The organism is Paraburkholderia rhynchosiae (genome assembly GCF_002879865.1).
Lineage (GTDB): Bacteria > Pseudomonadota > Gammaproteobacteria > Burkholderiales > Burkholderiaceae > Paraburkholderia > Paraburkholderia rhynchosiae.
Map to the genome: position 1 here is coordinate 1 of NZ_PNXY01000022.1, position 25890 is coordinate 25890.

The window sequence follows — 25890 nt, forward strand, 5'->3', positions numbered from 1 at the left end:
TGAGTGCCCAAAGTTCGTCGTCGAGTATGGGTTTAGCCATGTCCTTTTCGTCGTCGAAACAATGAAAAGGTTAACAGGATTCATCGAGAGTAAACAGCCCCTTTCTTTATTTTGTTAAGAGTTCTTAGGCTTAAACCACGGCCGGTCGCCATTTCAACAACCGCTGCTCGACGGCGGTCAGCAGATAGTCTGCTGCGAGAGCAACCACGGCCAACACGATCATCGCGGCGAACACGCCGCTTGCGTTGAACGCACCTTGTGCGGTTGAAATCAGCAAGCCGATACCTTGCTTCGAGCCCAGGAATTCGCCGACCACGGCACCGACCAGCGCGAAGCCGAAGCTCACATGCAAGCTTGCGAGAATCCAGCTCAGTGCGGACGGAATCACCACCGACGTCGTCACCTGACGACGCGACGCTCCGAGAATCTGTGCATTCGCGATCATGTAGCGATCGGCTTCACGCACGCCCTGAAACGCATTGGCGAACACGACGAAGAACACCATCACAACCGCAAGCGCCACCTTCGACGCCATACCGAGGCCCAGCGCAATCACGAACACCGAGCCCAGCACCACACGCGGAATCGAGTTGGCGATCTTGATGTAGAGGCTGAAAACGTCCGACAGCAGCTTGTTGCGGCCGAGCAGGATGCCGCAGAACACACCCGCGACCGAACCGATAAGGAAACCCAGCCCGGTTTCTTCCAGCGTGACCCACACCTGCGTGAGAAGCGGGCCTTGCGATGTGCCGTTCACGAACCAGTCGACGATCTGATCGAAAATCGCGGTTGGCATCGAGAAGAAGAACGGGTCGATCCACTTCAGGCGCGCGGACAGTTCCCAGCCGCCGAGCACGATCACCAGCACGGCGATACGCAGCGCAATCACCAGCGCCTGACGCTGCCGTATACGTTTTTGCGCGACCCGTTCGACTTGCGCGAGCGAAGCGGCGTCGAGGCCCGAGGGCATCATCTGTTGAGGGGTAGTAGACATATTGCCGTTCCTTGATTAACCGATCTGCACTTCTTCGCGCAGGTCGTGCCAGATGTCGCGCGAAATTTCGATGAAACGCGGGTCATAGCGAACTTCCGACGTGACGCGCGGACGCGGCAGATCGATTTCGTAGACCTTCTTCAGTGTTGCGGGGCGCGCGGTCAGAACGAACACGCGGTCGGCGAGTGCAATCGCTTCCTCGAGATCGTGCGTGACGAACACCACCGAGCCGGCGCCGCCCCACAATTGCAGCAGCTCGTCCTGCATCAACGTGCGCGTTTGCATGTCGAGTGCGGAGAAGGGCTCGTCCATCAACAGGATTTCCGGCCGGTTGATGAAGGTCTGCGCGAGCGCCACGCGTTTGCGCATGCCGCCGGACAGTTGATGCGGATAGTGCTTGCCGAACTTGTCGAGACCCACGCGGCGCAACCATTCGTTGGCTTCGTCGTACGCAGCCGATTTCGAGCGCCCGCGATACAGCGGGCCTGCCGCCACGTTGTCGATCACCGAGCGCCACGGGAACACGGCGTCCGCCTGGAACACGAAGCCGATGCGCGGATCGATGCCGTCCACGGGCGCGCCCATCACGCGCACCTCGCCGGTAGTGGGCGTCAGCAAACCTGTAATCATGCTGAGCGTGGTGGACTTGCCGCAACCCGTGGGACCGACGATCGCGACGAACTCGCCGCGCGCCACCGACATGCTGAAGTCGCGCAACGCAACGGTTGCCTTGCCGTCCGGAGAAATGAAACGGCAAGACACGTTGCGCATTTCGATAGCAGGCGTATCGCGTGACATGGGTTGGTTCATCGGCTGGTGCCTCGCAGTTCTCGTGATGGTGAAATGACGTTACTTCGCCGCGGTCTTGACCGGCGCCGCCACGAAGTCATTCGTGTAGGTCTTGGCGAGATCGATGTGCTTGCCCTTGACCGAAGGATTGAATGCCGAGAGCACCTTCAACACGGTTTCGGGGCCGTCGGCGGGCATCTTGCCGTCCTTCGTGAACATCGGCAGCGAAGCCTTCAACGCGCCGACGTACAGGTCCTTGTTGTTGCCGTAGTAGTCCTTCGGCATCTTTGCGGCGATTTCTTCAGCGCTATGCGTGGCGATGAAGTTCAGCGTCTTTGCGAAGGCGTGCGAGAGCTTGGTGGCGTCGCTCTTGTGCGACTCGGCCCACGCGCGTTGCACGTAGAAGCTCGAAGCCGGATAGGTGCCGCCGAGCGCGGCGCGCGTGCCTTCCAGTGTGCGCATGTCGACCAGTACCTTTGCGTCGCCGGTCTTCAGCAGTTGGGAGACGGTCGGCTCGGTCGTCATGCCGGCGTCGATACGGCTTTGCTTGATGGCCGCGATAAAGCTGTTGTCCGCGCCGACCGGCAGCAGCGTGTATTGCGTCGACGGCACGCCCGCGCGTTGCGCGAGGTATTGCGTGAGGAAGCTGGTCGACGAGCCGAGGCCGGTCACGCCGAGCGTCTTGCCCTTCGCGTCGGCCATGCTCTTGAACGTGTCCGCTGCTTTCGTGGCGACCATCTCCACTTCGCCCGGCACCTGACCGAAGATCACGAGCGCCTGCACTTCCTTGCCCTTGCTTTGCAGGTCGATGGTGTGATCGTAGAAGCCCACGACACCTTGCACCGCGCCCGCAAGCAGTTCGTTTTCCGCGTCGACGCCGGCCGGTTGCGAAAGGATCTCGACGTCGAGGCCTTCGTCCTTGAAGTAGCCGAGCTGTTCGGTGAGCTTGGCCGGCAGATAGATGATCTTGGTGGCGCCGCCGACCATGATCGTGAGTTTTTCGGCGTGAGCGGCGGCCGAAGCTGCGGCAAGGGCAAACGCAACACCTGACACAGCGGCAATCTGGCGCAAGGTACGCATGAAGCAGTCTCCTGGGGTTTGTTCGCGCCCAATGCAACAGGCGGCGCTTTCTGGGTGAATGACGCCGATTATAGAAATCGCAAACCTTCTGTTAGCTTTCTGGCCTGTTGGCAAATCATGGGTGTTAACCCGGAAATTGAGCCGGGCCCTGCACCGAAGGCGGTACGAGAAACATGGGGACGTATGCCGCAAACCGTACGGAATACGCGCAAAGCCTTTCTTTTACGGCACAATCGACGGCCTGACTTTCGTCGTTTCCGCCATGAAGCTGCTGCTTATCGAAGACAATCCCACGCTCGCGCACTGGCTCGCGAAGATGCTCGAGCAGGAGGCGTTCGCGCTCGACGCCGTGCAGGACGGCGACGCAGCGGACCGTTTGCTGCGCACCAATCATTACGATGTGATCCTGCTCGACCTCAATCTGCCGAAGCTGTCGGGCAAGAACGTTCTGCGCCGCCTGCGTCAGCGAGGCGACGCGACGCCCGTGCTGATCCTGACGGCGAGCGGCTCGATCGACGAGAAAGTGGAATTGCTCGGCGCCGGCGCGGATGATTACCTGGTTAAGCCATTCGAAGTGCGCGAGCTTGTCGCGCGAATCAAGGTGGCGATCCGTCGTCAGTCACCTTCGAAGGCGAGTGAAGTGGTCTGCGGCGACCTGACATTCGACATCGACACCCGCCAGTTCACATTGAAGGGCGCGCCGCTGAACGTCACGCCGCGGGAGCGCTCGGTGCTCGAAACGCTGATCCTGAGGTTAGGCAAAACGGTGACCAAGCCGGCGCTGGTCGACGCCATCTTCACGCTCGCCGATGAACCGAGCGAAGATGCGGTCGAGATCTACATCTCGCGTCTGCGCAAGAAACTCGACGGCAGTTCAGCGGCTATTGTCACGCTGCGCGGACTCGGTTATCTGCTGCGCAAGAAAGAAGATGACCAATAGTTTGCGGGTCCGTTTGTTGTGGTGGTTGCTGGTGCCGCTCGCACTCTATGTGTTCGTGACCGGCAAGGCCGAATACGACAACGCGCGGCGCACGGCGGATCTCGTGCAGGACAATCAGCTCATTTCGTCCGCGCGGATGATCGCGGGCGAAGTGGAATGGGTAGACGGTTTCCTGCGCGTGGATGTACCACCTGCCGCACTCGAAATTTTCGCGTCGCCCTATCACGATCAGGTGTTCTACAGCGTCAATGTCGACGACCGGCGGCTGCTCGCGGGTACGCCGGATTTCCCGTCGCGTCCCGTGCAAACGGCCGATACGCCCGATCACTACGACACCGCACTGTACGGCCAGGACGTGCGCGCCGTGGGCCTCGTGCGGCTCATGTACGACAACGGCGCGACACGCCGCGTGCGGGTGACTGTAGGGAAAACGGTGCGCTCGCGCGACGCCATGGCCGAGCAACTATGGCAACCGCAACTCGTGCGGCAGATCGAAATGATCGTGCTTGCCGTCGCGCTCGTGTGCATCGGTCTGACCTTCGAACTGCGTCCGCTGATGAAAGTGAAAGAGGACGTCGCGGATCGCGACCCAATGCAACTCGAACCGATTCGAGTCGAACGTCTTCATACGGAATTGCGGCCTATCGTCGAAGCGATCAATCAGTGCATCGCGCGGCTTGGCGTGCAGGTCGCCGCGCAACGCCGTTTTATCGCCGACGCTGCGCATCAGTTGCGCACGCCGCTCACGTTGCTTGGCACACAATTACAGTTCGCACGCCAGCAGGACGGCCTCAATCCGGCGCTCGACGAAGCGCTTGCCGCCATGCATCGCAGCAACCGGTCGATGGTGGGGCTCACGAACAAGCTACTCCTGCTCGCTCAGGCGGAGGCCGCGGATAACAGACAGGTCGTCGTCGAAACGGTGGATCTCGTGTCGTTGGCGATGGAAGTGGTGGAAGACCTGGCGTTGCTCGCACAGGGGCGCGAAATCGATCTTGGTGCCGATTTGTGCGGCATTGCGCCAGTGGCGGGGCACCGCGGCCTGCTCCAGGCGTTGATCGCGAACCTCGCAGAGAACGCAATCCGCTATACCGGCAGTGGCGGGCACGTTACGGTAACTGTGAGCGCCGATGCGAATACCGTCACCGTGAGCGTGCTCGACGACGGACCAGGTATTCCAGCCGAGTCTCGCAGCCGCATATTCGAGCCGTTCTTTCGCGCGTCGACGGATACGGAGGGCACTGGTCTTGGACTTGCCATCGTGCGCGAAATCGCGGATGCGCATCAGGGTGAGATCACGCTCGAACCGGGCGACGGCGGCAAGGGCGTGCATATCAGCGTGTCTTTTCCGCGCGCCGCGCCCGGCGGCGTTTAAGACTTAAAACGCAGCGTTATAAATCGCCAGCGCATCGGCCTCGCTGACTGGCCGGGGATTATTCACGAGCAGGCGCGTTTGCAACATCGCATCTCTCGCCATCCGTTCAAGCCCCTCTCGCTCGATGCCGACATCGCGCAATCGCGCCGGAATTGCTGTAGCGGCAATCATCTGTTCCAGACTTTCGATTAACGCGAGGGTTCTGTTTTCAGCGCTGCCCGTCACGCCCGGCACGACGACATCGGCCAGTTCCGCATAGAGATGTGCCGCCGGGTCAGCGTTGAAACGCAATACATGCGGTAGCACGAGTGCATTAGAAAGCCCGTGTGGCACGTGATAAATGCCGCCGATCGGATATGCAAGCGCATGCACTGCAGCCACCGGGGAGTTGGCAAAGGCCTGTCCTGCGAATGTTGCACCAAGCAGCATCGCTTCACGTGCCTCACGATTGCCGCCGTCTTCGCAGGCGCGCAGCAAGTTGCGCGACAGCAGTTCAAGCGCTTTTATCGCGAGCATGTCGGACACGGGGTTTTTCAAATGCGCGGACGTATAGGCCTCGATGGCGTGAACCATCGCGTCGATGCCCGTTGCCGCCGTGGCTGCAACGGGAAGCCCAAGCGTGAGTTCGGCGTCGAGAATCGCGACGTCGGCGATCAATTGCGGCGCGACCACGCCCATTTTCTTCGCCTCGCCGACTGTCACGATGGACACAGCCGTGACTTCCGAGCCGGTTCCCGCCGTGGTCGGCATCTGCACGAGAGGCAAGCGCGAGACGTTCACCTTGTTCACGCCGTACATCTCGCTGAGTTCCTGCTGTTCCTGCGGAGCGAGAATCGCGATCAGCTTGGCCACATCCATCGACGAGCCGCCGCCTAGCCCCAACACGATTTCGGCACCGGCAATCCGCGCGCGAATGGTCGCATCCAGCACGACGTGTTCGGGCGGATCGGCGATCACGTCGTCGATCACGGTGGCATCCCAACCATGCGCCGCAAGATCGGCGAGCGCGGGAGCGAGCAGTCCGCTCTTGTGAAGGAAGCTGTCCGTCACGACACACAAGCGCTCGAGCGATTGATATTGCGCGCGCAACAAAGCGCCGAGACGGCGCGCCGCGCCGAATTCGACCACCAGTGTCGGCACCGTTTGAAAGCGGAATGCGTTCATCATGCCGCGTCTCCCGACACCATATGACTCGACACTTCGCGCCGCTCGAGCAGTGGAATGATCGTGCCGAAGCCAAGACGCTGAAAATGTTCCGTATCGCGATGCTCGGCGAGACCGCCAGCATCGCTGTACTGCTCGAGGATCACGAAGTGGTCAGGCTCAAGCGGCGAGCGGAAAAATTCGTAATAGAGGTTCTTGGGCTCCGCGCGAGTTGCCGCGGCGAGTTCCGTGAGAGGCTTGACGAGCGCATCGCCGTTGCCGCGCGTGGCGTAATAATGCGCGATCACCTGCAGGTAGGCATTAGCCATCAGTTACTCCAGCAAGACAGTAGTCGAGGTTTTAGAGCGGAAAGCTGATTGCGCTATTCGCTGCCGCATTGCGCATGCAGTGTGTCCATGCAGCAAAGGCGCGGCGCAGGACATCAGTTTTACCAGATTTGGGCCGGTTTGCTCATTGCATCAATTACCTAGGTTGTCGGCGCGCAGCCCGTGCGAATAATATGGATTACTAATGTTGTCGCATGAAACTGACGCGGCCATGGAAATCGATCCACCGCCGATCTTCTACGCGCTCCCCGGATATGCGCCGCGAATTTATCCGACAAAACTATCGGACGCGTAGGGTCATTCCAAATGTTGATTGAGAATGATTCGCGTTTACGTTAGATTGGCGCCCTGTCTTTTGTGAAACGGAGCGATCCATGGCTCAAGTGCTCGTCCGGCGGGAATCCTCAACAGCAATACCGATGTCGGTTCTCGGCGCTGGCGGAGTGTGTCCGCCGGCGCCGCGACATGCACGGCGCCGCGCTCGTCCCGCAGATGGCGAAAATGGCGCGCTGCTCGAGGTCCTGATCGCCAACCGGCCGATGTTGGTCAATCTTGCGCGCGGTTTTGCCGGCTGTGCGAGCCTCGCCGAAGATGTCGTGCACGATGTGTTCATCAAGCTGGTCGGCTTCCCTGATCAGGATGCCGTGCGTCAGCCGGTGGCCTATGTCACGCGCATGGTGCGCAACGCGTCCATCGACGCCTTCCGGCGTCAAAGCCTGGAAAACACTTATTACGCCGACGAAAATGACGGTCTGCACGTGCCGTCGCCCGAGCCTTCGCCCGAAGCGGCGCTGCTCGTGCGCGACACGCTGCGGCATGTTTATAACGCGCTCGAACAATTGCCCCCGCGCAGCCGGGCCGCATTCGAGATGGTGCGTCTGCGTGAAGAAACGCTGCAAAGCACGGCACGCGCTCTCGATGTCTCTCAGACGCTCGTGCACTTCATGGTGCGCGACGCCGAGAAGCATTGCGCGGATTGCTTCGACGCCTGCAACCGCGGCGTCGCGAGGCCGGCATTTTGCAGCGGCCGTGCGCGTCGCCGCTAACGCGCCGCCGGTCGTCGGTAAAAAAGCGAGCGCGCCAAACGTCAACTGAATGGAAGCGCTGCGCAGGGGTATGCGGCGCCCGCATTTTCCGACGACCATCATCGACACAGTCTTCAACCGGGTCTTTCACCATGACGCAAGCACAGCAGACATCCACCGCGGCATCAGGCGACGCGGACGACCTCATCTACACCGTCGTGATCAACGACGAAGAGCAGTACTCGATCTGGCCGACGTTCCGCGCGGTGCCGGCGGGCTGGCGCGAAGTGGGCATACGCGGGCTGAAGGCCGAGTGCCTCGCTCATATCGACGCCGTGTGGACCGACATGCGCCCGGCCAGTTTGCGCCGTCACATGGACGAGGCCGCAAAGGCGCATACCGCCTGACCGGGCGCGCCCGAACCACCTTCGGCGCGCCGCTTCCGCAAAAGGATTCCGTATGACCATCCCTTCGATGCCGCGGCCCGCGCTCGCCGATCTGTCCATCGAGCCGGGACTGCCCACTATCGTTTCGCCGCGCGCGGGCGCGGAGATTTCACTGGACGAAGCGGCGCTGCTGCTGCATGCGATCGTCGACGATACGCTGGAGCGCGCCGGCGGCATGCTGTTCACAGACTTTCGAGTCGAATCGATCGACGCGTTTCAAAGTTTTGCGGCTTCGTTCGCACATCCGCTGATCGGCTATGAATTTGCGTCGACGCCGCGCAGCCAGGTTGAGGGTGCGGTGTATACGTCGACGGAATATCCGCCGCATCGCTCGATTCCTTTGCATAACGAACAATCTTACACGCGCGAGTGGCCGTTGCGGATCTGGTTTCACTGCGCGTTGGCCGCGCGTTCTGGCGGTGCAACGCCGATTGCCGATAGTCGAGCGACTTACCGCGCGCTCGATCCGGCGCTCGTTGCACGCTTTGCGAGCCGCGAACTGCTATACGTCCGCAACTTCGGGCAAGGGCTCGATTTGCCGTGGGAGCAAGCGTTCGGCTCCGACAATCCGGCCGTCGTCGAGCGAATTTGCAGGGCGCGCGGCATCGAATGCCAATGGCGCGACAGCGGAGACGGCGAACTGCTTCTGCGCACGCGCGAGCGCTGCCAGGCGGTGGCGCGGCATCCTCGCACGGGCGAGCGCGTGTGGTTCAATCAGGCCAACCTGTTTCATCTTTCGTCGCTCGATGAAGACATGCAGGACGCGCTAATCGATTCTGTCGGCCTGGAGAACGTGCCGCGCAATGTGTGTTACGGCGACGGCGCGCCGCTCGAAGCCGACGCGCTCGCGGAAATTCGCGGCGTGCTCGATCAGCAGCGTATTGTGTTTCCGTGGTTGACCGGCGACGTGCTGATGCTCGACAACATGTTGACGGCGCACGCACGCGATCCATTCGAAGGACCGCGCAAGGTCGTCGTCGCGATGGCGCAAAGCTACCGCGAAGGGCATGTCGTCGAAGGCGGAACGAGGACGTCCGCGCAATGATAAAAACGCAGGGCGCGGCGCTCGCGGCACATTCGCTGACGGTTGGCTATCGCGATCACATCGTGCTCGATAAGCTCGATCTGGCTATCGCAGCGGGGCGCATCACGGCGCTGTGCGGTCCCAACGGCTGCGGCAAAAGCACGTTGCTGCGCACGCTCGCCGGTTTGCAGCCGGCGCTTTCGGGCAGCGTTGAGATCGACGGTGCACCGCTTGCTTCTTATCGACGGCGCGCTTTGGCGCGCACGCTGACCATGCTCGCGCAATTCAACCAGATTCCCGCCGGGCTGACGGTGCGCGAACTGGTTGCGTACGGCCGCTATGCCTACGGTGGATGGCTGCGCGGCCTCTCGCACGAAGACCACATTGCAATCGACGACGCGCTCGCCACGAGTGGCCTAGCCGCCGACGCCGCACGCGACGTCGCGGCTCTTTCGGGCGGCGAACGGCAACGCGCGTGGATAGCGATGGCGCTCGCGCAGCAAGCGCCAGTCGTGTTGCTCGACGAACCGACGACTTACCTCGACATCCATCATCAACTGGACATTCTGCGCGAGTTGCGGCGCCTGAATCGCGAGCGCGGACTGACTATCGTGTGGGTGCTGCACGACCTGAACCAGGCCGCCGCGTATAGCGACGAGATCGTGTTGATGCGCGCGGGCCGAATCGTCGCGCAAGGCTCGCCGGATGCGATGCTGGATCCCCGTCATCTGAACGAGGCGTTCGGCGTGCGGATGCTGAAGATCGCGCATCCGCAAACCGGTGCGCCGATGTGCGTGCCCGCTTACGAGTACCACGCCGATGAAATAGATGCCGCGCTCCGTCAGCGTCATGAGAGCAAGGATCTCGCCGCATGACGACGCTTGCAGCGCGCAAACGTCTGCGCCGTGAAGGACCGGCGAGGTCGAACGAACGCGTGCAGGCGGAGAGTCGCGTCGGAATGATCGGCGTCGCGCTCGTCGCGTTGATCGTTGTCGTCGCCGCGCTGCGGCTCGCGCGCGGCTTCGATGCGTGGCTCGCCGCGCCCGCAGGCACCGCCGCCGCGCAACTCGCCGGCATTCTGCTGTTCGACCTGAGCATGCCGCGTGTCGTCGCGGCGCTGGTGGCAGGCGGCTGTCTCGCGGTGGCAGGGACATTGTTCCAGTCGCTCACGCGCAATCCGCTCGCGTCACCCGACTTGCTCGGCATTACCGGCGGCGCGCAACTCGGCCTGCTTGCCGCAATGCTCTTGCCCTCGCTCGCGGGCGTGGCGTCTGTACCCTTGCTGTTTGTTTGCGGGCTCGCCGCCGCCGGGTGCGTGGCAGCGGCAGCAGGCGGCTGGCGCGCGACGCCATTGCGTCTCGTGCTCGCGGGCAGCGTCTGCATGCTGCTGTTTTCCGCGTTGACCACGCTGATTCTCGCGTTCTTCGAGCAGAGCATCGTGGGCGTGTCGTTGTGGGCGAGCGGCAGTCTTTATCAACCAGGCGCGGCCGGCCTCAAGACGGCCGCTGCCTGGCTCGTGTTGCCGCTCCTGGCGTTGCCGTTCGTCATTCGTCCACTCGACCCGCTTGTACTCGGCGACGATGCCGCTGCAGCAGCGGGTGTGCGCGTGGATGCCACGCGGCTTGCGGCGATGATCGTCGCCGTGGGCTTGGCGAGCGTCGCCGTCAGCGTGGCGGGGCCGCTGTCTTATATCGGACTGATTGCGCCCAATCTGCTGCGGCATATGCGCGGCGCGCGCGCCTCGCGCCTCGCCGCGCTGGTGCCTCTGTCCGCATTAGTCGGCGGCGCGCTGGTGCTCGTCACCGACAGCGCCGTGCAGGCTCTCAACCTCGACGCGACGCTTTCCACCGGCGTGGCCATTGCGTTCGTCGGCACGCCGTTGATGCTGGCGATGATCCGAAGCGGCGCCGCATGGTCGGGCGCATTACATGGCGGCAATGAGCGCAGCATGGCACGCGCCGGCACGCGTTTCGTGCAGATGCTCGACGCGTGGCCATGGCCGCTGACCGCAACCCTATGGCTGACGCTCGGCATCGTAATCGTGTGTGCGGGTGCTTCGTTTGGACCGACTACGATAGGCGTGCATCGCTGGTTCGCCGCATTCGAGCATCGTGACGATCTCGCGAGGATGTTGCTCGATCTGCGTCTGCCGCGCCTCATCTGTGCGTTGCTGGCGGGCGCATTGCTCGCCGCAAGCGGCGTGCTGATGCAGAGCATCGTGCGCAATCCGCTGGCCGGTCCTGAAGTGCTCGGCGTGACGCAAGGCGCTGGCCTTGCCACGCTCGTTGCACTCGTCGTGTGGCCGCTTGCAGCGCATTCGACGTTGGCGCTCGCGTCGCTCGTCGGCGGCGGCGCGACGCTTGCGCTTACGCTGCTGCTCAATCGCAGGCACCGTTATGCGCCGCTCGCTGTTGCGTTGACAGGCATCGTGATCGGCACGTTGTGGACGACGTTGTCGCAATGGCTCATCACGCAGCAAAGCGTGCAGCCCGCGCGTTTCGTCGTATGGTTGGTGGGCGGCACGTATGGGCGAAGCTGGGGCGAAGTGATGACGTTGCTGCCTTGGTGCGTGTTGGCCGCGCCGGTGTTCGCGCTACTCGCTCGTCCGCTGGATCTGCTCGCACTCGGCGATGACCAGGCCGCCGCGCTGGGTTTGCCGATTGGTGTACTGCGTCCGCTGGTGTTAAGCGTGGCGACGTTGGCCGCGTGTGCCGCGGTCGCGGCGGTGGGGCCCGTTGGCTTCATTGGATTGATGGCGCCGCATCTGGCGGCGATGCTCGGCGCGCGCGCTCATCGAACGCGCTTGTGGCTCGCCGGCGCATGTGGGGCATTGGTGCTGGTCATTGCCGATATCGCGGCGCGCACGCTGCTCGCGCCACGCGAAGTTCCCGCTGGCGTGCTGACTGCGCTGATCGGTGCGCCGTATCTGCTTGCGCTGCTGATCATGGAGGCGCGGCGCGAGAAGCGGGGCAAACGATGATGACGATGCGGCTCGCGCAAGACGTTGCCAACGTTTATCCGAATGACGAGCGCGCGCGATGCTTCGCCGCCTTTGTGCCGGAATCGATCGCGCATTATCTGGAAAATGTGTGGCTCGGCGTCCCGCATGCAAGCGGCGCCCCGTCTCCGCTGGCTAACGATCAGGTGCGGCAATTAGATGTGGTCCCCGTTGCGGAGTTGCCCCGTCATCGAGCCGAGTTGATCGATGCAATGGTCACGCTTTACGGCGGCGAACGGGAAACGCACGCACGTGCGCTGCTTTCGCAGTGGAGCAAGTACTACTTCGGCTTTGCAGCGACGGCGGGCTTTGTCGCGGGGGCGTTATTGCGCCGGCCGCTCGACATGTCGCCGGAAAAGAGCCACGTCATGCTGCGTGACGGCTTGCCCGTCGCGTTCTATTTCGCTCGCGACGCGTTGGGCCGCAACGAGTGCGACCCCGCAAAACGCTATGCGCCGCTCGTCGCGCATCTGAATACAGTGATCTGCTTTGCGCGATGACGAAAATCGCGCCACGCGTGTTGTGGAGCAACGCGGGCAATCTGCTCGACTATCTGTTCGAACAATGCGCGCCCCAATGCGACCTCGCCGAGGACGCCGCCTGGCTATTCGGCCCGCTCACCGCTGACGGCGACGTCAATCCACTGCGTATGCCGATCCGACAGGCCACACCGCGCGCCGCGAGTTTGCCGAATCCGTTCAGTGCACGCCGCGTCTGCTGCGTGCGATATGAAATTCCTGGAGAGATGCAATTGTGTGGACGCTGCCCCCTACTGTTGACAATGAGCGAGGCGGAAATCGCGTTGCAGAACGGTTTACGTTAGAGCGCCGTATGAAGAAAATGCCTTGCCTGAAGCAACCTTGTGTTGCTGTCGCGCTTGCCAGCGCATTCTTAGCGAACCCCTGGTCGTCAGCACAGGCAGCAGGCGACGCCAATTCTGCGCAGCAGACTTGCGGACCGCTTTCCGGCAATCCGATTGTGTCGCAAGCGAGTTCATCATTGCCGGCGCGGCCCAAGCGCATTGTCGTACTCGAATTCATGTTCGCCGAAGATCTCGCCGCCCTCGGCACCACGCCGGTCGGCATGGCCGACCCTGAGTATTACCCCGTGTGGATCGGTTATGACAATGCGCGGCTCGCGTCGGTGGCGGACATCGGCACGCGGCAGGAGCCGAGTCTCGAAGCGATCGCGACCGCGAAGCCCGATCTGATTCTCGGTGTTGGCTTACGTCACGCGCCGATTTTCGCGGCGCTCGAACGCATCGCGCCAACAGTGCTGTTCAAATACAGCCCGAACTTTACCGAGGACGGCACGCAAGTCACGCAACTCGATTGGGGCCGCAGGATTCTGCGCGCCATCGGCTGTCTGACGGGGCGCGAGCAACAGGCGCGCGCAGTCGAAGCGACAGTCGAGGCGGGCTTTGCTCGCAATGCACAGCGCCTCGCCCAAGCGGGTCGTCGCGGCGAGCAGATTGCGTGGGTCCAGGAATTGGGACTGCCGGATCGTTACTGGGCATTCACGGGCAACAGCACCGCGGCGGGTGTCGCTCACGCGCTCGGGCTACGCTTGTGGCCCGCTGAGCCGACACGCGAAGGCACCGCCTACGTAACTTCAGAGGAACTGCTGAAGAAGCCCGATTTGACGGCGCTATTCGTGAGCGCGACGGAAGCGAACGTGTCACTCGCGACCAAGCTCGATTCGCCGATCTGGCGTTTCGTGCCGGCGCGCGCTGCGGGACGCGTGGGCCTCGTCGAGCGCAACATCTGGGGTTTTGGCGGACCCATGTCGGCACTGCGTCTCGCGAATACGATGACCGACACGTTGCTGTCGCTTCCCGCGCCGGCAGCTACGAAGAAGTAGTCATGCAACGCGGCTGAGCGCCTGAAGCGCGGCGCTCAGCTTGAAAAATCAATATGCAATCAACTAGCGATCAACTAGCACTCAACCCAGCGTGCCGTTCGCGGCCCGCACATCCTGCACCGCCTGCGCCGATCCATACGTCTCGCTCACAATGCTGCCGTTATCCAGCTTCAACACACGGTCCGCGAGATGAAAGTAGCGGTCGTCGTGACTGATGACCAATACCGTCTTGCCCCGCGAACGCAGTTCCGGCAACAGCTGTTCATAGAACACTGCCTTGAATTGCGGGTCCTGATCCGCAGCCCATTCATCGAAGAGATAGAGCGGCCGGTCTTCCAGATACGCGACTACCAACGCGAGACGCTTGCGCTGTCCAGTGGATAACGCGCGCGTGGAGAACGCCCCGTTGAGGACCTGCACCTTGTGATCGAGCGCGAGCTTCGCTACCAGCGCATTGGCGCGGGCATCGGCCTGCGCGCGCGATGCATCGTTCGGATCGACGATTCCAAGCAGCGCATCGAACAGATGGAAGTCGTTGAATACCGCCGTAAAACGTTGACGATAGGCGGCGCGCTCCGCCAAACCAATTGGCTTGCCGTCGAGTTCGATCGTGCCGTCTTCGGGTTCGTAGAGACCCGTCAGCACTTTCGCGAGCGTAGTCTTACCGCTGCCGTTACCGCCCACGATAAACACCAGTTCGCCCGGCGTGAACGTGAGATCAACCGGCCCGACGCGAAACATGCGTTCGTCGCGTTCATGGAAATACGAATGCGTGACGTTGCGGAACGTGAGTGTTCGATACGGCGCATGCGACGCGTTTTCGTCGGGCGGCGGCGCGGTGCGCAACGCGCTGAATTCACCCATCAGCTTCTCGATACGGTCGAGGGACACGCGTGCCGCGTTCAGCGTGGGCACGTTGTTCAACAGGCCGTCGAGCGGCAGTAGCATGAACAGAAACACGACGACATAGCCCGACGCCGATGGCGCGCCGGCATCAATGCCCAGCGCGGGCCAGAACGTCGCGACGCCGAGGAACACATAGAACAGAAACACGATCCAGCCGACACCGACCGCATACGCGCTAAACGCGCGGCGCCGATGGTCGCGCACTTCGTCGATCGCGGAGCCGAGTTGACCGTCGACGAATTGGCGCGACCGCGCCTGATGCAGCTTCAATTCCTTCGCGCCAGTGAACAGCGCGCCGAGATAGCCGAACAGTTTGTCCTGCGAGCGGCCCGCGGCTTCGAGCGACGCGATAGCGCGCTTGTCGCCTGCATGGTAGCCGAGCGAACCGACCAGAATCGCGGCCACGGCCACCAGGCACACGGGCCATGACAGCCACGCGAGATAGCCCAGGCAGCCGAACACGATCGAGCCGTGCATCACGAGATTGGGTAACGCGAAAAACAGCATGGAGACGTTGGTCGCGTCGTCGGTGAGAACGGACTGCACGGGGGCCGCGCCAATCCGCTCGACGTCGCGCAATTCGGCTTCGGCGACGCGTCGCGCGACATGTCCGCGCAATTGCGCCATGGTGTCCTGCGAGAGCCGCGCGAACAGCACGCCGGTAATCACACGCGTGACGAGTGCGGTGACCGCGCACAACGCGAAGCGCAGTGCGAGCGACATATCGGCGGCGCCCGGTTGCGATAGTGCGCGGCTCAACGTCGCGACCAGCAGCACACTGGCGATGCCGTTCAGCACGCAAGCAACCAGCGCAATCGCGAAGGAGCCGCGCGAGCGCTTGAGCAAGGCCACGATCAGCCGCATCGCGGGCTTGCCCGTCGGTTGTTTCGAGGATGGAGAAGGCGAGGGTGGCGCGTGGTAGCGCTCGTGGGCAGCGGTCATCGGCAATGGGTCGCAGTGGTTCGCAATGGATCGGTGAATTGCAGCGGGTACGTGCAGTAGGCATTTGCAGTGCGCATTTGCGGTGCATACGCGCGGCAGGTCAGCGGGGCGCAAAAACACGCCCCTCGCCTGATAGACGAATGGGCGCGCCAAACATTTACCGTTGCATTGCTCTCTTTTGAGTCGTGAAGAAAACGAATGCACTCCGAACAAAAACTCGCAAGCGGTAAATATTTGCGATCGCGGATCGTCACACCAATGAAGCGGCCCATTGCGGCCTGCGACTTGGCCTAGCTGCCGGTTCTAACGGATTTCACGCCCATGACGAGCTTCCCGATTGCGTTGCACCATCAAATCCGCGCGCTGGCGCGCCTTGATCCCGATGCGCCCGCGCTGGCATCGTTCACCCCGCATACGGTGAGGTTGACGCGTGGCGAACTCGACGGTCGCGCGTCGCGGCTCGCGGCGCAGTTGAAAACGGCGGGCGTTACAACGGAAGTGCGCGTTGGCGTCTGCGTCGCGCGATCGTGCGATCTGTTTGTCGCGTTGCTCGCGGTGTTGAAAGCGGGCGGCGTGTTCGTCGCGCTCGACCCGCGCCATCCGGCTGCGCGTCTCGATTGGGTTGTGCAGGACGCGGGGCTCGCGCACGGTATCGTCGACGGTTCGGCCGATGCCACGATGCGTGCGCGTTTCGAGCAATGTTTCGACGTCGCAAGCGCTGCTGCGGCAGACGTGCACAGGTTCGCACCCGATAACGACGACGCGCCCGTGCATCCGCGCGCGGCTGCCTACATGATCTATACGTCGGGCTCGACTGGCACGCCGAAAGCGGTCGCGGTCGAACACGGCCCGCTGGCTGCGCATGGCGCGGCGCTCGCCGCTTCATTGCCGATCGATGCGAGTGATCGCGTGCTGCATTTCGCGTCGGTCAATTTCGACGTGTCGATCGAGGCATGGCTCGTGCCGCTCGCGGTCGGCGGCAGCGTGGTGATTACCGACCCGCCGCCGTTCGCGCCCGACGCCACGCATGCATTCATGATGCGCGAAGGCGTGACCAATACGACGCTGCCGCCCGCCTATTTGCGCGAGTTCGCCAACGTTTGCGAGCGGCTCGGCGTGCCGCCGTCGTTGCGCGTGTTGCTGTTCGGCGGCGAAGCGATGTCGCAAGACAGCTTCAACCACATTCGCCGCGTGTTCCCGGCCGTGCGTCTCGTGAACGGTTATGGACCAACCGAGGCGGTGATCTCGCCGATGCTGTGGCCTGTCGATCCGGGCACGACACCAGCGCTCGATGCGGGCAATGGTTATGCGTCGTTGCCGATCGGCTGGCCGATTGGGCGGCGCGTGGCTCGCATCGACGGCGCGGCACAGCGCGACGAAGCAGGCGAATTGCTGCTCGGCGGCATGTGTCTCGCGCGCGGTTATCACGGGCGCGCGGCGCTGACTGCTGAACGTTTTCTGCCGGATCCGAACGGCGAACCGGGCGAGCGCATCTACCGCACGGGTGATCTCGCGCGTGAACGCGCGGACGGTTCGTTCGACTACCTTGGCCGCATCGACGATCAGGTCCAGGTGCGCGGTGTGCGAGTGGAGCCTGCTGAAATCGCCGCATGCCTGCTCACGCATCCGGCGATTGCCGACGCGGCGGTGCTCGCTGAACTGTGCAATGGAAGAACGCAATTGATTGCGTGCGTGGTACTGCAACATCCGCTCGACGATGCCGCGTTGCAGGCGCACGTGGCTGCGCATTTGCCGCAGGCCTGGCTGCCGCATCGCATCGCGCGCTTTGAACGTCTGCCTTATACATTGAACGGCAAGCTCGACCGCGCCGCGTTGCGTGACGCGCTCGCTGCCACGTCCGCAGTGACGGATGCCGCATATATCGCGCCGTGCACGTCGCCGGAGTTGCGCCTCGCCGCGCTGTGGCAAACAGTGCTGGGCGATTCCGCCCCGGTAGGCTGTGCCGACTGCTTCTTCGCGCGCGGCGGCGATTCGCTTGCGGCAATGCAATTGCAGGCGGCGATCCGCGTCGAATGGCGCGTGAATTTGCGGCTCGACGCGTTGTTTGACGATCAACCGCTCGAAGCGCTTGCCCAGTTGATCGATAGCAGCGAGCGCGAAACATCGGCTAATGCGGGTCAAGCAATGACCGTGGCGCGGGCCTCGAATGATGCGCCGATCGTGGACCGCGCCGCGTCGTTCGCGCAACAGCGCTTCTGGGTTCTCGCGCAAACCGAAGATGCTGGCGCCGCCTATCACGTCGCCGTGCAATGGGACGTGCAAGGCGCGCTGGACATTGTCACATTGCAGCGCGCGCTCGATTGCCTGATCGAACGTCATGAGGCGTGGCGAACCACACTCGTGGAATCCGACGATGGCATTGTGATGCAGCGCATTCATGCCGCAATGCGCGTGAACATTGTGCCGATCGACTTGCGCCCGAGCGGTGAAGCCGAACGCGAATCGCAACTCGCAGCGTTGATCGAGAACCACGTCGGCGTGGCTTTCGATCTTTCGAACGGCCCGCTCGTGCGCGCCGGGCTCGTCACGCTAACCGAGAACACGCAGCGCTTCCTGCTGACGACTCATCACGCGATCAGCGACGGCTGGAGTTCGCGCTGTGCGTTCGAGGAACTGCGCGCGGCGTACGCGGCTCTCGCAACGGGACGCACGCCGCAATTGCCCGCATTGCCGGTGCAGTACGCCGATTACGCGCAATGGCAACGCGATTGGCTGGCAGCCGGAGAAGGCGAGCGCCAACTCGCCTATTGGCGCGATACGTTGCGCGATGCACCTGAAGCGCTGGCGTTGCCGCTCGATCGCACGCGTGCCTCACAGCGTGATTATCGCGGTGGGCGTCTCGTGCTGCGTTTGCCGGCGTCGGTCTCGGACGCTGTGCGCGACATGGCGCATCGAGCGCAGGCGTCGACGTTCACGGTGCTGCTCGCTGCATTCGACGCGTGGCTTTATCGATTGACGGGCGCGACTGACATTGTCGTGGCCGCGCCGATTGCGCATCGTCAGCGAGCGGAGACTACGCCGCTTGTCGGCCTTTTCCTCAATACCCTTGCATTGCGCGCGCGCGTCGCGCCAGGTCAGCGGTTCGCTGCGTTGCTCGACGACGTGCGTCGTGCGGCCTTCGATGCGTTCGCGCATCAGGACGTGCCCTTCGATCAGGTGCTCGACGCGGTGAAGCCGCCCGTGCGGCGCGGCGACGCGTGGCTCAAGGTCAAGTTCGCGCAGCAATTCGATCTGGAATTGAAGGCGGAATTGCCGGGTGCATCCGTGAGAATGTCGCCGGGACTCGATCTCGCCGCGCGCTTCGACTTCGCGCTCGACTTCACGGACGACCCGCGCGGCATTGAACTGGTTGCCGCCTACGCGCTCGACGGCATCGACGCGGCCACCGCGCAGGCGTGGCTCGACAGCTACGCCACGCTCGTCGCCGATGCAGTGCGCGATCCGCAGCGCACGATTGCCGAACTGGATTGCACGGATAGCGACGAGTATCGCGCGGCGCGTCACGGTCGCGTGTTGCACAACACCGCTGACACTGTGCTCGCGCTGTTCGCCCGCCATGCGCGCGAAACGCCGCATCGCGTGGCGCTCGCGGACGCCGATACGCAAATGACCTATGCAGAACTGGACGACGTGTCTGATCGCATCGCATATGCATTGCAGCGACGCGGCGTAGGCGCTGAACAACCGGTTGCGGTATGTATCGAGCGTTCCGTGCGTTTTGCGGCCGCGCTGCTCGGCGTGATGAAGTCGGGCGCATATGTGGTGCCGCTCGATCCGGCCGCGCCGCAAGAGCGGTTGTCGTCCGCGATCGAAACATGCGGCGCGCGATGGATGCTGACGAGCGAGGCGACGAAGAACCTTCAAGCCTTAGGTAATGCGACCACGCTCGATTTCGATGCACTCACGCGAAGCCCGGCGCCTGCAAATGTCGACAGCAACTGCAACGGCAATCAGGCCGCGTATCTGATTTTCACATCGGGCTCGACCGGCATGCCGAAAGGCGCGGTGATCTCGCACCGCGCGCTGGCCGATTATGTCGAAGGCATGCTGAACGAGCTGGCATTCGCCGACGACGCTTCGATGGCGATGGTCTCCACCGTCGCCGCCGATCTCGGCCACACGACGTTGTTCGGCGCGCTTTGCTCGGGCCGCACGTTGCATCTGCTGCCGGCATCTTGCGCGTTCGATCCGGACCGCTTCGCGCATGAGATGCGCACGCGCGAGGTCGGCATTCTGAAGATCGTGCCGAGCCATTTGCAGGCATTGCTCGACGCACAGCATCCCGCCGATGTGCTGCCATTGCATGCACTCGTAACCGGCGGCGAGACGCTGCCGTGGTCGCTGGTCGCACGGATTGCGGCGTTAAAGCCTGCGTGCCGCGTCATCAATCACTATGGTCCGACAGAAGCGACTGTGGGCGCGTTGACCTGCGATACGTCGGCGCCGAAACAAACCGCGTTGCGCGCGCAGAACCTGTATGCAGTGCATGGCGTTCCGCTCGGTCAGCCATTGCCGAACGCATATGTGTGCGTGCTCGATGCGCATGGTGCAAGTGTGCCGCCAGGCGGTATCGGCGAACTGCATCTCGGCGGGCCTGGCGTCGCGCGCGGTTATCTGGGGCGCGCGGCGGCGACCGCGGAGCGCTTCGTGCCGCATCCATTCGCAGACGGCGAGCGTCTTTATCGAACGGGCGATCGCGTGAGGTTGCGCGCCGATCGCAGGCTCGATTTTTTGGGGCGGCTCGACGATCAGGTCAAGATTCGCGGCTACCGTTTGGAGCCGGGTGAAGTGAGTGCGGCACTGCGTGCAATCGAAGGCGTTGAGCAAGCCGAGACGCTCGCTGTGGAGCATGACGGGCGCTTGCGGTTGGCTTCGTTCGTGGTGTGGTCCAAGCAGGCGCGCTGCGGTGAATCCGCGCTCCAGGCGGCATTGAGCGAACGTTTGCCTGACTACATGGTGCCGGCGGTATTGCGCTGCGTGGCCGCTTTGCCCGTGACCGCGAACGGTAAGGTGGATCGTGTGGCATTGCGCGCGCTGGCCGCCGCGGCGCCAGCGCAAACCGCAACGGAAGGCGACGCACCGCAAGGCGTCATTGAGGAAACGCTTGCTGCTGTCTGGCAGGAAGTTCTCAAAGCGAAGCGTGTAGGCCGCGACGACAATTTCTTCGAGCTGGGCGGCGATTCGATTCTGGTGTTGCAGGTGATCGCGCGTTCACGCAAGCGCGGTGTGCGCTTCACGCCGAAACAATTGTTCGACGCGCCGACGCTCGCGCAGCTAGCGCGGGTTGCAACGGCTGTGGAAGCGGCAACGCCGGGTGCATCGGTCGCATCGACTTTGAAAGAGCGGTCGGGATCATCGCACGACGAGCAGACTGCCATTCTCACGCCCGCACAGTTGCGTTTCTTCGCACTCGAAATTCCGCGGCGCGGTCACTGGAATCAATCGATCGAACTCGGCACGCAAGCGCCGCTCGATTTCGACGCGTTCGCGCGTGCGTTCGAGACGCTGCTCACGCATCACGAAGTATTCCGGCACCGTTTTTCGAACGACGGCGCGCAAGGCGAATGGCGCATGGCGCTGGCCTCCCAGGCGTTCGAAACGTTGCCGCTCGCGTCGGTCTCCGCGCGCGACGAAGCAGATGCCCTGTCGCATTTCGACGCGTTCCAAAGCACGCTCGACGTGACGCACGGCCCGCTCGTTTGCGCGATGGCTGCCATGCTGGCCGACGGTACGACGCGGCTTTATATCGCGATTCATCACATCATCGTGGATGGCGTGTCGTGGCGCGTGCTGCTCGACGATCTCGACGCGGCCTATCGCGCTGCGTGCGAGCGCCGCAATGTACGTCTCGCCTCAACGGGGACGAGTGCGCAGCAATGGGCGGCGCGGCTCGCTCGCGCGGCACTGGACGCTACTCATTCGCCGTTCGCAGCCGAACTGCCGTATTGGAGTGCCCTCGCCACGCAGCATGACGACTTGCCGCTCGATCACCCGCAAGCGCTGGCCACCAACGCCGACGCGCAAACGGTCGTGCAAACCATCGACGCCGATCTCACGCGCGCCGCGTTGACCGAAGCGAACGCCGCCTACCGCACGCAAACGGTCGAGGTGCTGATTGCCGCATTGGCGATGTCGTTCGGCATGCCGGTGTGCCGCATCGAACTCGAAGGACACGGCCGCGAAGCGCTATTCGACGACGCCGATGTCGGCCGCACGCCGGGCTGGCTGACGAGTCACTATCCGGTGCAGTTCACGTTTGAGAGCACGCCTGCAGGCACGCTCGGCGCGGTGAAGGACACGCTGCGCGCGGTACCTAACAAGGGGCTGGGCTTTGGCGTGCTGCGTCACTATGGCGACGCGGCGACGCGCATCGCTCTCGCGGCGGTGCCGCGTCCGCGCGTCACCTTCAACTACCTCGGCCAGTTCGATGCGCCGCGCGAAGCAGCGCTAATTCCGCGCTTTGGCGGCGCGGGTTGCGAGCGCGATCCGGCTGGCCCGCTCGGTAACGCGCTCGCGATTCACGCGTTTATCGACGGCGATGCTGTGCGCACGCTCAAGGTCCATTGGGTTTATGGCGCGACGCAGTTCGAGCGCGCGACGATTGAAGCATTGGCGCAGCGCTTCGAACGGGCGTTGGTCGAATTGACCGCTGCGTGTGCCGCGCGTCTTTCGCAGCGCGGTGGCGGTGCCACGCCGGCTGACTATCCGCTCGCTCGTGCAGGTGGGCTGACGCAGGCTGCATTGGATCGCTTGCCGCTCGATCTTCGCGGCATCGACGATATCTATCCGCTTTCGCCGATGCAGCATGGCATTCTGTCCCACTCGCTGTTCGCGCCTGAGCAATCAACGTATGTGAATCAACTCGTCGCAACGTTGATTGAACCGGACGTGGAGCGTTTGCGTGCCGCATTCGAAGCTGCCGTGCCGCGTCACGACATTCTGCGCACGAGCTTCACTGCCGATGAAGCGGTGCCGATGCAGATCGTGCATCGCCAGGCGCGCATGCCGGTCGAAATACTGGATTGGCGCGATCGCGGCGCTAATGTTCGCGACGACTTTCAAACGTGGCTAGGCGCCGACCGCGCACGCGGTTTCGATCTGACGTCGCCGCCATTGATGCGCGTCGCGCTGATCCGCATGACGGATGACGCGTGGCAGCTTGTGTGGACGCGCCATCACTTGCTGCTCGACGGCTGGAGCACCGCGCGTTTCTTCGCGGACGTGCTGCACGATTACATCGAGCCGCCGCGTCCGCAACCGTTCGCTGCCCCCGCGAAAGCCCGTTACCGCGATTTCATCGCGTGGCTCGCGGCGCGCGACGTCGAAAGCGATCGTGCATTCTGGTTGCAGCGTCTTGCGTTGCTCGATGAGCCGACGCTAGTGGCCGAAAAATCGCGACATCAAGCGCAACACCTCACGTCGCGTGAATCGATCGACAGCGCAAGCACCACGCGCCTCATCGAAACGGCGCGTCGCCTGAAGGTCACGCTTAACACCATCGTGCAGGGCGCATGGGCGCTCGCGTTGCAACGGATGACCCATCGCACGGCGGTCGCTTTCGGCGCAACCGTCGCCGGCCGTCCCGATGCGTTGCCCGATGTCGATACCGTGCTGGGTCTTTTTATCAACACGCTGCCGGTGATAACGGCGCCCCTGCCGCAACGCCGCGCGTCAGAGTGGTTGCATGAATTGCAGCGCGACAATGCCGCCGCTGCCGAGCACGCGCACACGCCGCTGTCGGAGATCCAGCAATGGGCGCGTCAAGGCGGAGGGGCGCTGTTCGATACGTTGGTCGTATTCGAAAACTATCCGGTCGATGAAGCCTGGCAAGGGCGCGATGAACGCGCGCTGAAGCTGCGCGAACTGCGCAACATCGAGTCGACCGACTTCGCGCTGACGCTCGTGATCGAAGCAGGCGCGACGCTCACAATTGACTACGGCTACGACGCCGCGCAACTCGATGAAGCACGTGTCGCCGCGTTGCATCGCGCGTTTGCTGCATGTCTGGATGGCTTGATTGCGAATCCGGATGCGCCGCTCGGCACGTATTCAATTGCAACCACTGACGACCTCGCCGCGTTAACGCGTGCCAACGCGACGAAGCAGCTTTGGCCGCACATGCAAGAGCAAGCGCTGCATCGCCAGTTCGAGCAAATGGTGATAGCGTTGCCGGAAGCAATTGCGCTCGAATTCGCGAATCCGCAAGGGCATGTCGAGCAGATGACCTACGCCGCGTTAGACGCGAACGCGAATCGCGTGGCCGGCGCACTCATCAGAGCGGGCGTGCGCGCCGATACGGCGGTCGCGTTGTGTGTCGAGCGCTCGTTCGACATGGTGATCGCGTTGCTCGGTGTGCTGAAGGCCGGCGCCGCATATTTGCCGATCGATCCGGACTATCCGACCGGGCGCATTGCCTATCTGCTGAAGGACGCAAAGCCGGCGGTGGTCCTCACCCAGCCGCATTTACGTGAACGCGTCGCGCAGGCCGTTGGAACAATTGACGTAACAACGCTGACCGTCGGCGAATTGAACAACGCAAGGGCGACGTTGTCGGCGCCGATAGACGTCGCGCCTGAACAGCTTGCGTACCTGATCTATACGTCCGGGTCGACCGGCAAGCCGAAGGGCGCGGGCAACACGCACCGTGCGCTGGCGAACCGCATCGCGTGGATGCAGCAAGCGTACGCGCTCGATCCAAACGACGTCGTGCTGCACAAGACGCCGTTTGGCTTCGACGTATCGGTGTGGGAATTCGTGTGGCCGCTTTCTGCCGGCGCGAAACTCGCGATTGCGGCGCCTGGGGATCATCGCGATCCGGCGCGACTCGTCGCGACAATCGAAGCGCATCGTGTGACCACGCTGCATTTCGTACCGTCGATGCTCGCGGCCTTCGTTGCGTATCTGGAAGACTTCAATGCGGCGGCGCGCTGTGCAAGTGTCGAGCGGATCGTCGCAAGCGGCGAAGCGCTCGCGCCCGAACTCGTCGCGCGTGTTGCGCGCTTGTTGCCTCAAGCGCGGCTTCACAATCTGTACGGTCCGACCGAAGCCGCGATCGACGTCTCGCGTTGGACTTGCGATGCGAGCGACGCTAACGCGGCCTCCATACCCATCGGTCATCCGATTGCCAACCTGCAATTGCATGTGCTCGATGCGGCATTGCAGCCGCTGCCGCACGGCGCGATCGGCGAACTGTATCTCGGCGGCGTGGGGCTCGCGCGCGGCTATCTCGGCCGTGCGGCGCTGACTGCCGAACGCTTCGTTCCCGATCCGTTCGTGGAAGGTGCGCGGCTTTATCGAACCGGCGACCTCGCGCGTCGTCGGGCGGATGGTGCGCTTGACTATCTCGGCCGTATCGACACGCAGGTGAAATTACGCGGCCAGCGTATCGAGCCGGGCGAAATCGAAGCGTTGCTGCGTGCGTCGTCAGGTGTGCACGACGCCGTGGTGGTCGTGCGCGACGAGCAATTGATCGGCTATGTCGCGGCAGGCGCGGATCATGGGTTGGACACGTCCGCACTACTCGACGGTTTGCGTGCGCAATTGCCCTCCTACATGGTGCCGGCGCAATTGATTGCGATGGATGTATTGCCGGTCACGCCGAACGGCAAGTGCGACCGTCATGCGTTGCCCGCGCCCGTGCGTGACGTTGCTGCTGGAAACGCCGAGGCATCGCTCATCACGGAGACCGAGCGCGAACTCGCGGAGATTTGGAAGCGCGTGTTGCGCGTCGACATGATTGGCCGCGATGACGACTTCTTCACGCTCGGCGGTCACTCGCTGCTCGCCACGCAGGCGAATGCGCAGGCCAATCTTCACTGGACATTGATCCTGCCGCTACGCACGTTGTTCGATGAACGCACGCTGCAACGCTGTGCCGCTGCAATCGACCGCGCGCTAACGGAGCGCGATTCGCATGCGGGAACCGACACCGCGAGCGCAATCGACGCGCTGCTCGGCGAGTTCGAACTGCAATAAGCCGCTCGCCGCTATCACTGAGACT

General features: G+C 63.1%; 15 protein-coding genes and 1 pseudogene. 10 read left to right on the forward strand and 6 right to left on the reverse strand.

Annotated elements, in window-relative coordinates; all coding sequences use genetic code 11:
• Window positions 1-130: 130 nt before the first annotated feature.
• Genes C0Z16_RS25720 through C0Z16_RS25730 form a run of 3 tightly spaced genes read right to left on the reverse strand, consistent with a single transcriptional unit; the run spans window position 131 to window position 2863 of the window.
• A complete protein-coding gene (locus tag C0Z16_RS25720) occupies window positions 131-994 on the reverse strand; it encodes an ABC transporter permease (RefSeq protein WP_102634884.1) in 864 nt (287 codons plus the stop codon).
• A gap of 15 nt (window positions 995-1009) precedes the next feature.
• On the reverse strand, window positions 1010-1804 hold the full coding sequence (locus C0Z16_RS25725; RefSeq protein ID WP_102634885.1) for an ABC transporter ATP-binding protein: 795 nt from the start codon (window positions 1802-1804) through the stop codon (window positions 1010-1012).
• A gap of 39 nt (window positions 1805-1843) precedes the next feature.
• Window positions 1844-2863, reverse strand: coding sequence for an ABC transporter substrate-binding protein (locus tag C0Z16_RS25730; protein ID WP_102634886.1), 1020 nt, complete (start codon window positions 2861-2863; stop codon window positions 1844-1846).
• A gap of 262 nt (window positions 2864-3125) precedes the next feature.
• Between C0Z16_RS25730 and C0Z16_RS25735 the strand changes: the two genes are divergently transcribed.
• Window positions 3126-3803: a response regulator gene (locus C0Z16_RS25735; RefSeq protein ID WP_102634887.1), complete on the forward strand. Its 678-nt coding sequence runs from the start codon at window positions 3126-3128 to the stop codon at window positions 3801-3803.
• Window positions 3793-5178 (forward strand): sensor histidine kinase, encoded by a 1386-nt coding sequence (locus tag C0Z16_RS25740; RefSeq protein WP_102634888.1) that lies wholly within the window; start codon window positions 3793-3795, stop codon window positions 5176-5178. The genes C0Z16_RS25735 and C0Z16_RS25740 overlap by 11 nt, the downstream gene beginning before the upstream one ends.
• Window positions 5179-5181: 3 nt before the next feature.
• Here C0Z16_RS25740 and C0Z16_RS25745 read toward each other — a convergent pair whose 3' ends face one another.
• Both C0Z16_RS25745 and C0Z16_RS25750 read right to left on the reverse strand, forming a co-directional pair.
• Window positions 5182-6342 (reverse strand): iron-containing alcohol dehydrogenase, encoded by a 1161-nt coding sequence (locus C0Z16_RS25745; RefSeq protein WP_102634967.1) that lies wholly within the window; start codon window positions 6340-6342, stop codon window positions 5182-5184.
• Window positions 6342-6650, reverse strand: a complete 309-nt coding sequence (locus C0Z16_RS25750; RefSeq protein ID WP_102634889.1) for a putative quinol monooxygenase — start codon at window positions 6648-6650, stop codon at window positions 6342-6344. Before C0Z16_RS25750 ends, C0Z16_RS25745 begins: the two co-directional genes overlap by 1 nt.
• Before the next feature lie 392 nt (window positions 6651-7042).
• Here C0Z16_RS25750 and C0Z16_RS25755 point away from each other — a divergent pair, with 392 nt between their 5' ends.
• From C0Z16_RS25755 to C0Z16_RS25785, 7 genes and pseudogenes are all read left to right on the forward strand, one after another.
• Window positions 7043-7714: an RNA polymerase factor sigma-70 gene (locus C0Z16_RS25755; RefSeq protein WP_102634890.1), complete on the forward strand. Its 672-nt coding sequence runs from the start codon at window positions 7043-7045 to the stop codon at window positions 7712-7714.
• Window positions 7715-7845: 131 nt separating this feature from the next.
• The gene (locus C0Z16_RS25760) at window positions 7846-8100 is read left to right on the forward strand and encodes an MbtH family protein (RefSeq protein ID WP_102634891.1); all 255 of its coding nucleotides are present in this window, start codon (window positions 7846-7848) and stop codon (window positions 8098-8100) included.
• A gap of 52 nt (window positions 8101-8152) precedes the next feature.
• The gene (locus C0Z16_RS25765; RefSeq protein WP_102634892.1) at window positions 8153-9184 is read left to right on the forward strand and encodes a TauD/TfdA family dioxygenase; all 1032 of its coding nucleotides are present in this window, start codon (window positions 8153-8155) and stop codon (window positions 9182-9184) included.
• Window positions 9181-10038, forward strand: coding sequence for an ABC transporter ATP-binding protein (locus tag C0Z16_RS25770; protein ID WP_102634893.1), 858 nt, complete (start codon window positions 9181-9183; stop codon window positions 10036-10038). The genes C0Z16_RS25765 and C0Z16_RS25770 overlap by 4 nt, the downstream gene beginning before the upstream one ends.
• Window positions 10035-12143, forward strand: coding sequence for a Fe(3+)-hydroxamate ABC transporter permease FhuB (fhuB, locus tag C0Z16_RS25775; protein WP_102634894.1), 2109 nt, complete (start codon window positions 10035-10037; stop codon window positions 12141-12143). The genes C0Z16_RS25770 and fhuB overlap by 4 nt, the downstream gene beginning before the upstream one ends.
• A 5-nt stretch (window positions 12144-12148) precedes the next feature.
• Window positions 12149-12984: pseudogene (gene fhuF, locus C0Z16_RS25780) on the forward strand (siderophore-iron reductase FhuF).
• 8 nt (window positions 12985-12992) lie between these two features.
• Window positions 12993-14021: an ABC transporter substrate-binding protein gene (locus tag C0Z16_RS25785; RefSeq protein ID WP_244201363.1), complete on the forward strand. Its 1029-nt coding sequence runs from the start codon at window positions 12993-12995 to the stop codon at window positions 14019-14021.
• Between the two features lie 81 nt (window positions 14022-14102).
• Here C0Z16_RS25785 and C0Z16_RS25790 read toward each other — a convergent pair whose 3' ends face one another.
• On the reverse strand, window positions 14103-15791 hold the full coding sequence (locus C0Z16_RS25790; RefSeq protein ID WP_175130732.1) for a cyclic peptide export ABC transporter: 1689 nt from the start codon (window positions 15789-15791) through the stop codon (window positions 14103-14105).
• Between the two features lie 399 nt (window positions 15792-16190).
• Between C0Z16_RS25790 and C0Z16_RS25795 the strand changes: the two genes are divergently transcribed.
• Window positions 16191-25865 (forward strand): non-ribosomal peptide synthetase, encoded by a 9675-nt coding sequence (locus C0Z16_RS25795; RefSeq protein ID WP_102634896.1) that lies wholly within the window; start codon window positions 16191-16193, stop codon window positions 25863-25865.
• The last annotated feature ends 25 nt before the right edge of the window (window positions 25866-25890 follow it).

What these genes read in the sequence shown, in the direction of transcription:
- C0Z16_RS25720 (WP_102634884.1), bottom strand. Translation starts at nt 994, where the DNA reads ATGTCTACTACCCCTCAACAGATGATGCCCTCGGGCCTCGACGCCGCT.
- C0Z16_RS25725 (WP_102634885.1), bottom strand. Translation starts at nt 1,804, where the DNA reads ATGAACCAACCCATGTCACGCGATACGCCTGCTATCGAAATGCGCAAC.
- C0Z16_RS25730 (WP_102634886.1), bottom strand. Translation starts at nt 2,863, where the DNA reads ATGCGTACCTTGCGCCAGATTGCCGCTGTGTCAGGTGTTGCGTTTGCC.
- C0Z16_RS25735 (WP_102634887.1), top strand. Translation starts at nt 3,126, where the DNA reads ATGAAGCTGCTGCTTATCGAAGACAATCCCACGCTCGCGCACTGGCTC.
- C0Z16_RS25740 (WP_102634888.1), top strand. Translation starts at nt 3,793, where the DNA reads ATGACCAATAGTTTGCGGGTCCGTTTGTTGTGGTGGTTGCTGGTGCCG.
- C0Z16_RS25745 (WP_102634967.1), bottom strand. Translation starts at nt 6,342, where the DNA reads ATGAACGCATTCCGCTTTCAAACGGTGCCGACACTGGTGGTCGAATTC.
- C0Z16_RS25750 (WP_102634889.1), bottom strand. Translation starts at nt 6,650, where the DNA reads ATGGCTAATGCCTACCTGCAGGTGATCGCGCATTATTACGCCACGCGC.
- C0Z16_RS25755 (WP_102634890.1), top strand. Translation starts at nt 7,043, where the DNA reads ATGGCTCAAGTGCTCGTCCGGCGGGAATCCTCAACAGCAATACCGATG.
- C0Z16_RS25760 (WP_102634891.1), top strand. Translation starts at nt 7,846, where the DNA reads ATGACGCAAGCACAGCAGACATCCACCGCGGCATCAGGCGACGCGGAC.
- C0Z16_RS25765 (WP_102634892.1), top strand. Translation starts at nt 8,153, where the DNA reads ATGACCATCCCTTCGATGCCGCGGCCCGCGCTCGCCGATCTGTCCATC.
- C0Z16_RS25770 (WP_102634893.1), top strand. Translation starts at nt 9,181, where the DNA reads ATGATAAAAACGCAGGGCGCGGCGCTCGCGGCACATTCGCTGACGGTT.
- fhuB (WP_102634894.1), top strand. Translation starts at nt 10,035, where the DNA reads ATGACGACGCTTGCAGCGCGCAAACGTCTGCGCCGTGAAGGACCGGCG.
- C0Z16_RS25785 (WP_244201363.1), top strand. Translation starts at nt 12,993, where the DNA reads ATGAAGAAAATGCCTTGCCTGAAGCAACCTTGTGTTGCTGTCGCGCTT.
- C0Z16_RS25790 (WP_175130732.1), bottom strand. Translation starts at nt 15,791, where the DNA reads ATGCGGCTGATCGTGGCCTTGCTCAAGCGCTCGCGCGGCTCCTTCGCG.
- C0Z16_RS25795 (WP_102634896.1), top strand. Translation starts at nt 16,191, where the DNA reads ATGACGAGCTTCCCGATTGCGTTGCACCATCAAATCCGCGCGCTGGCG.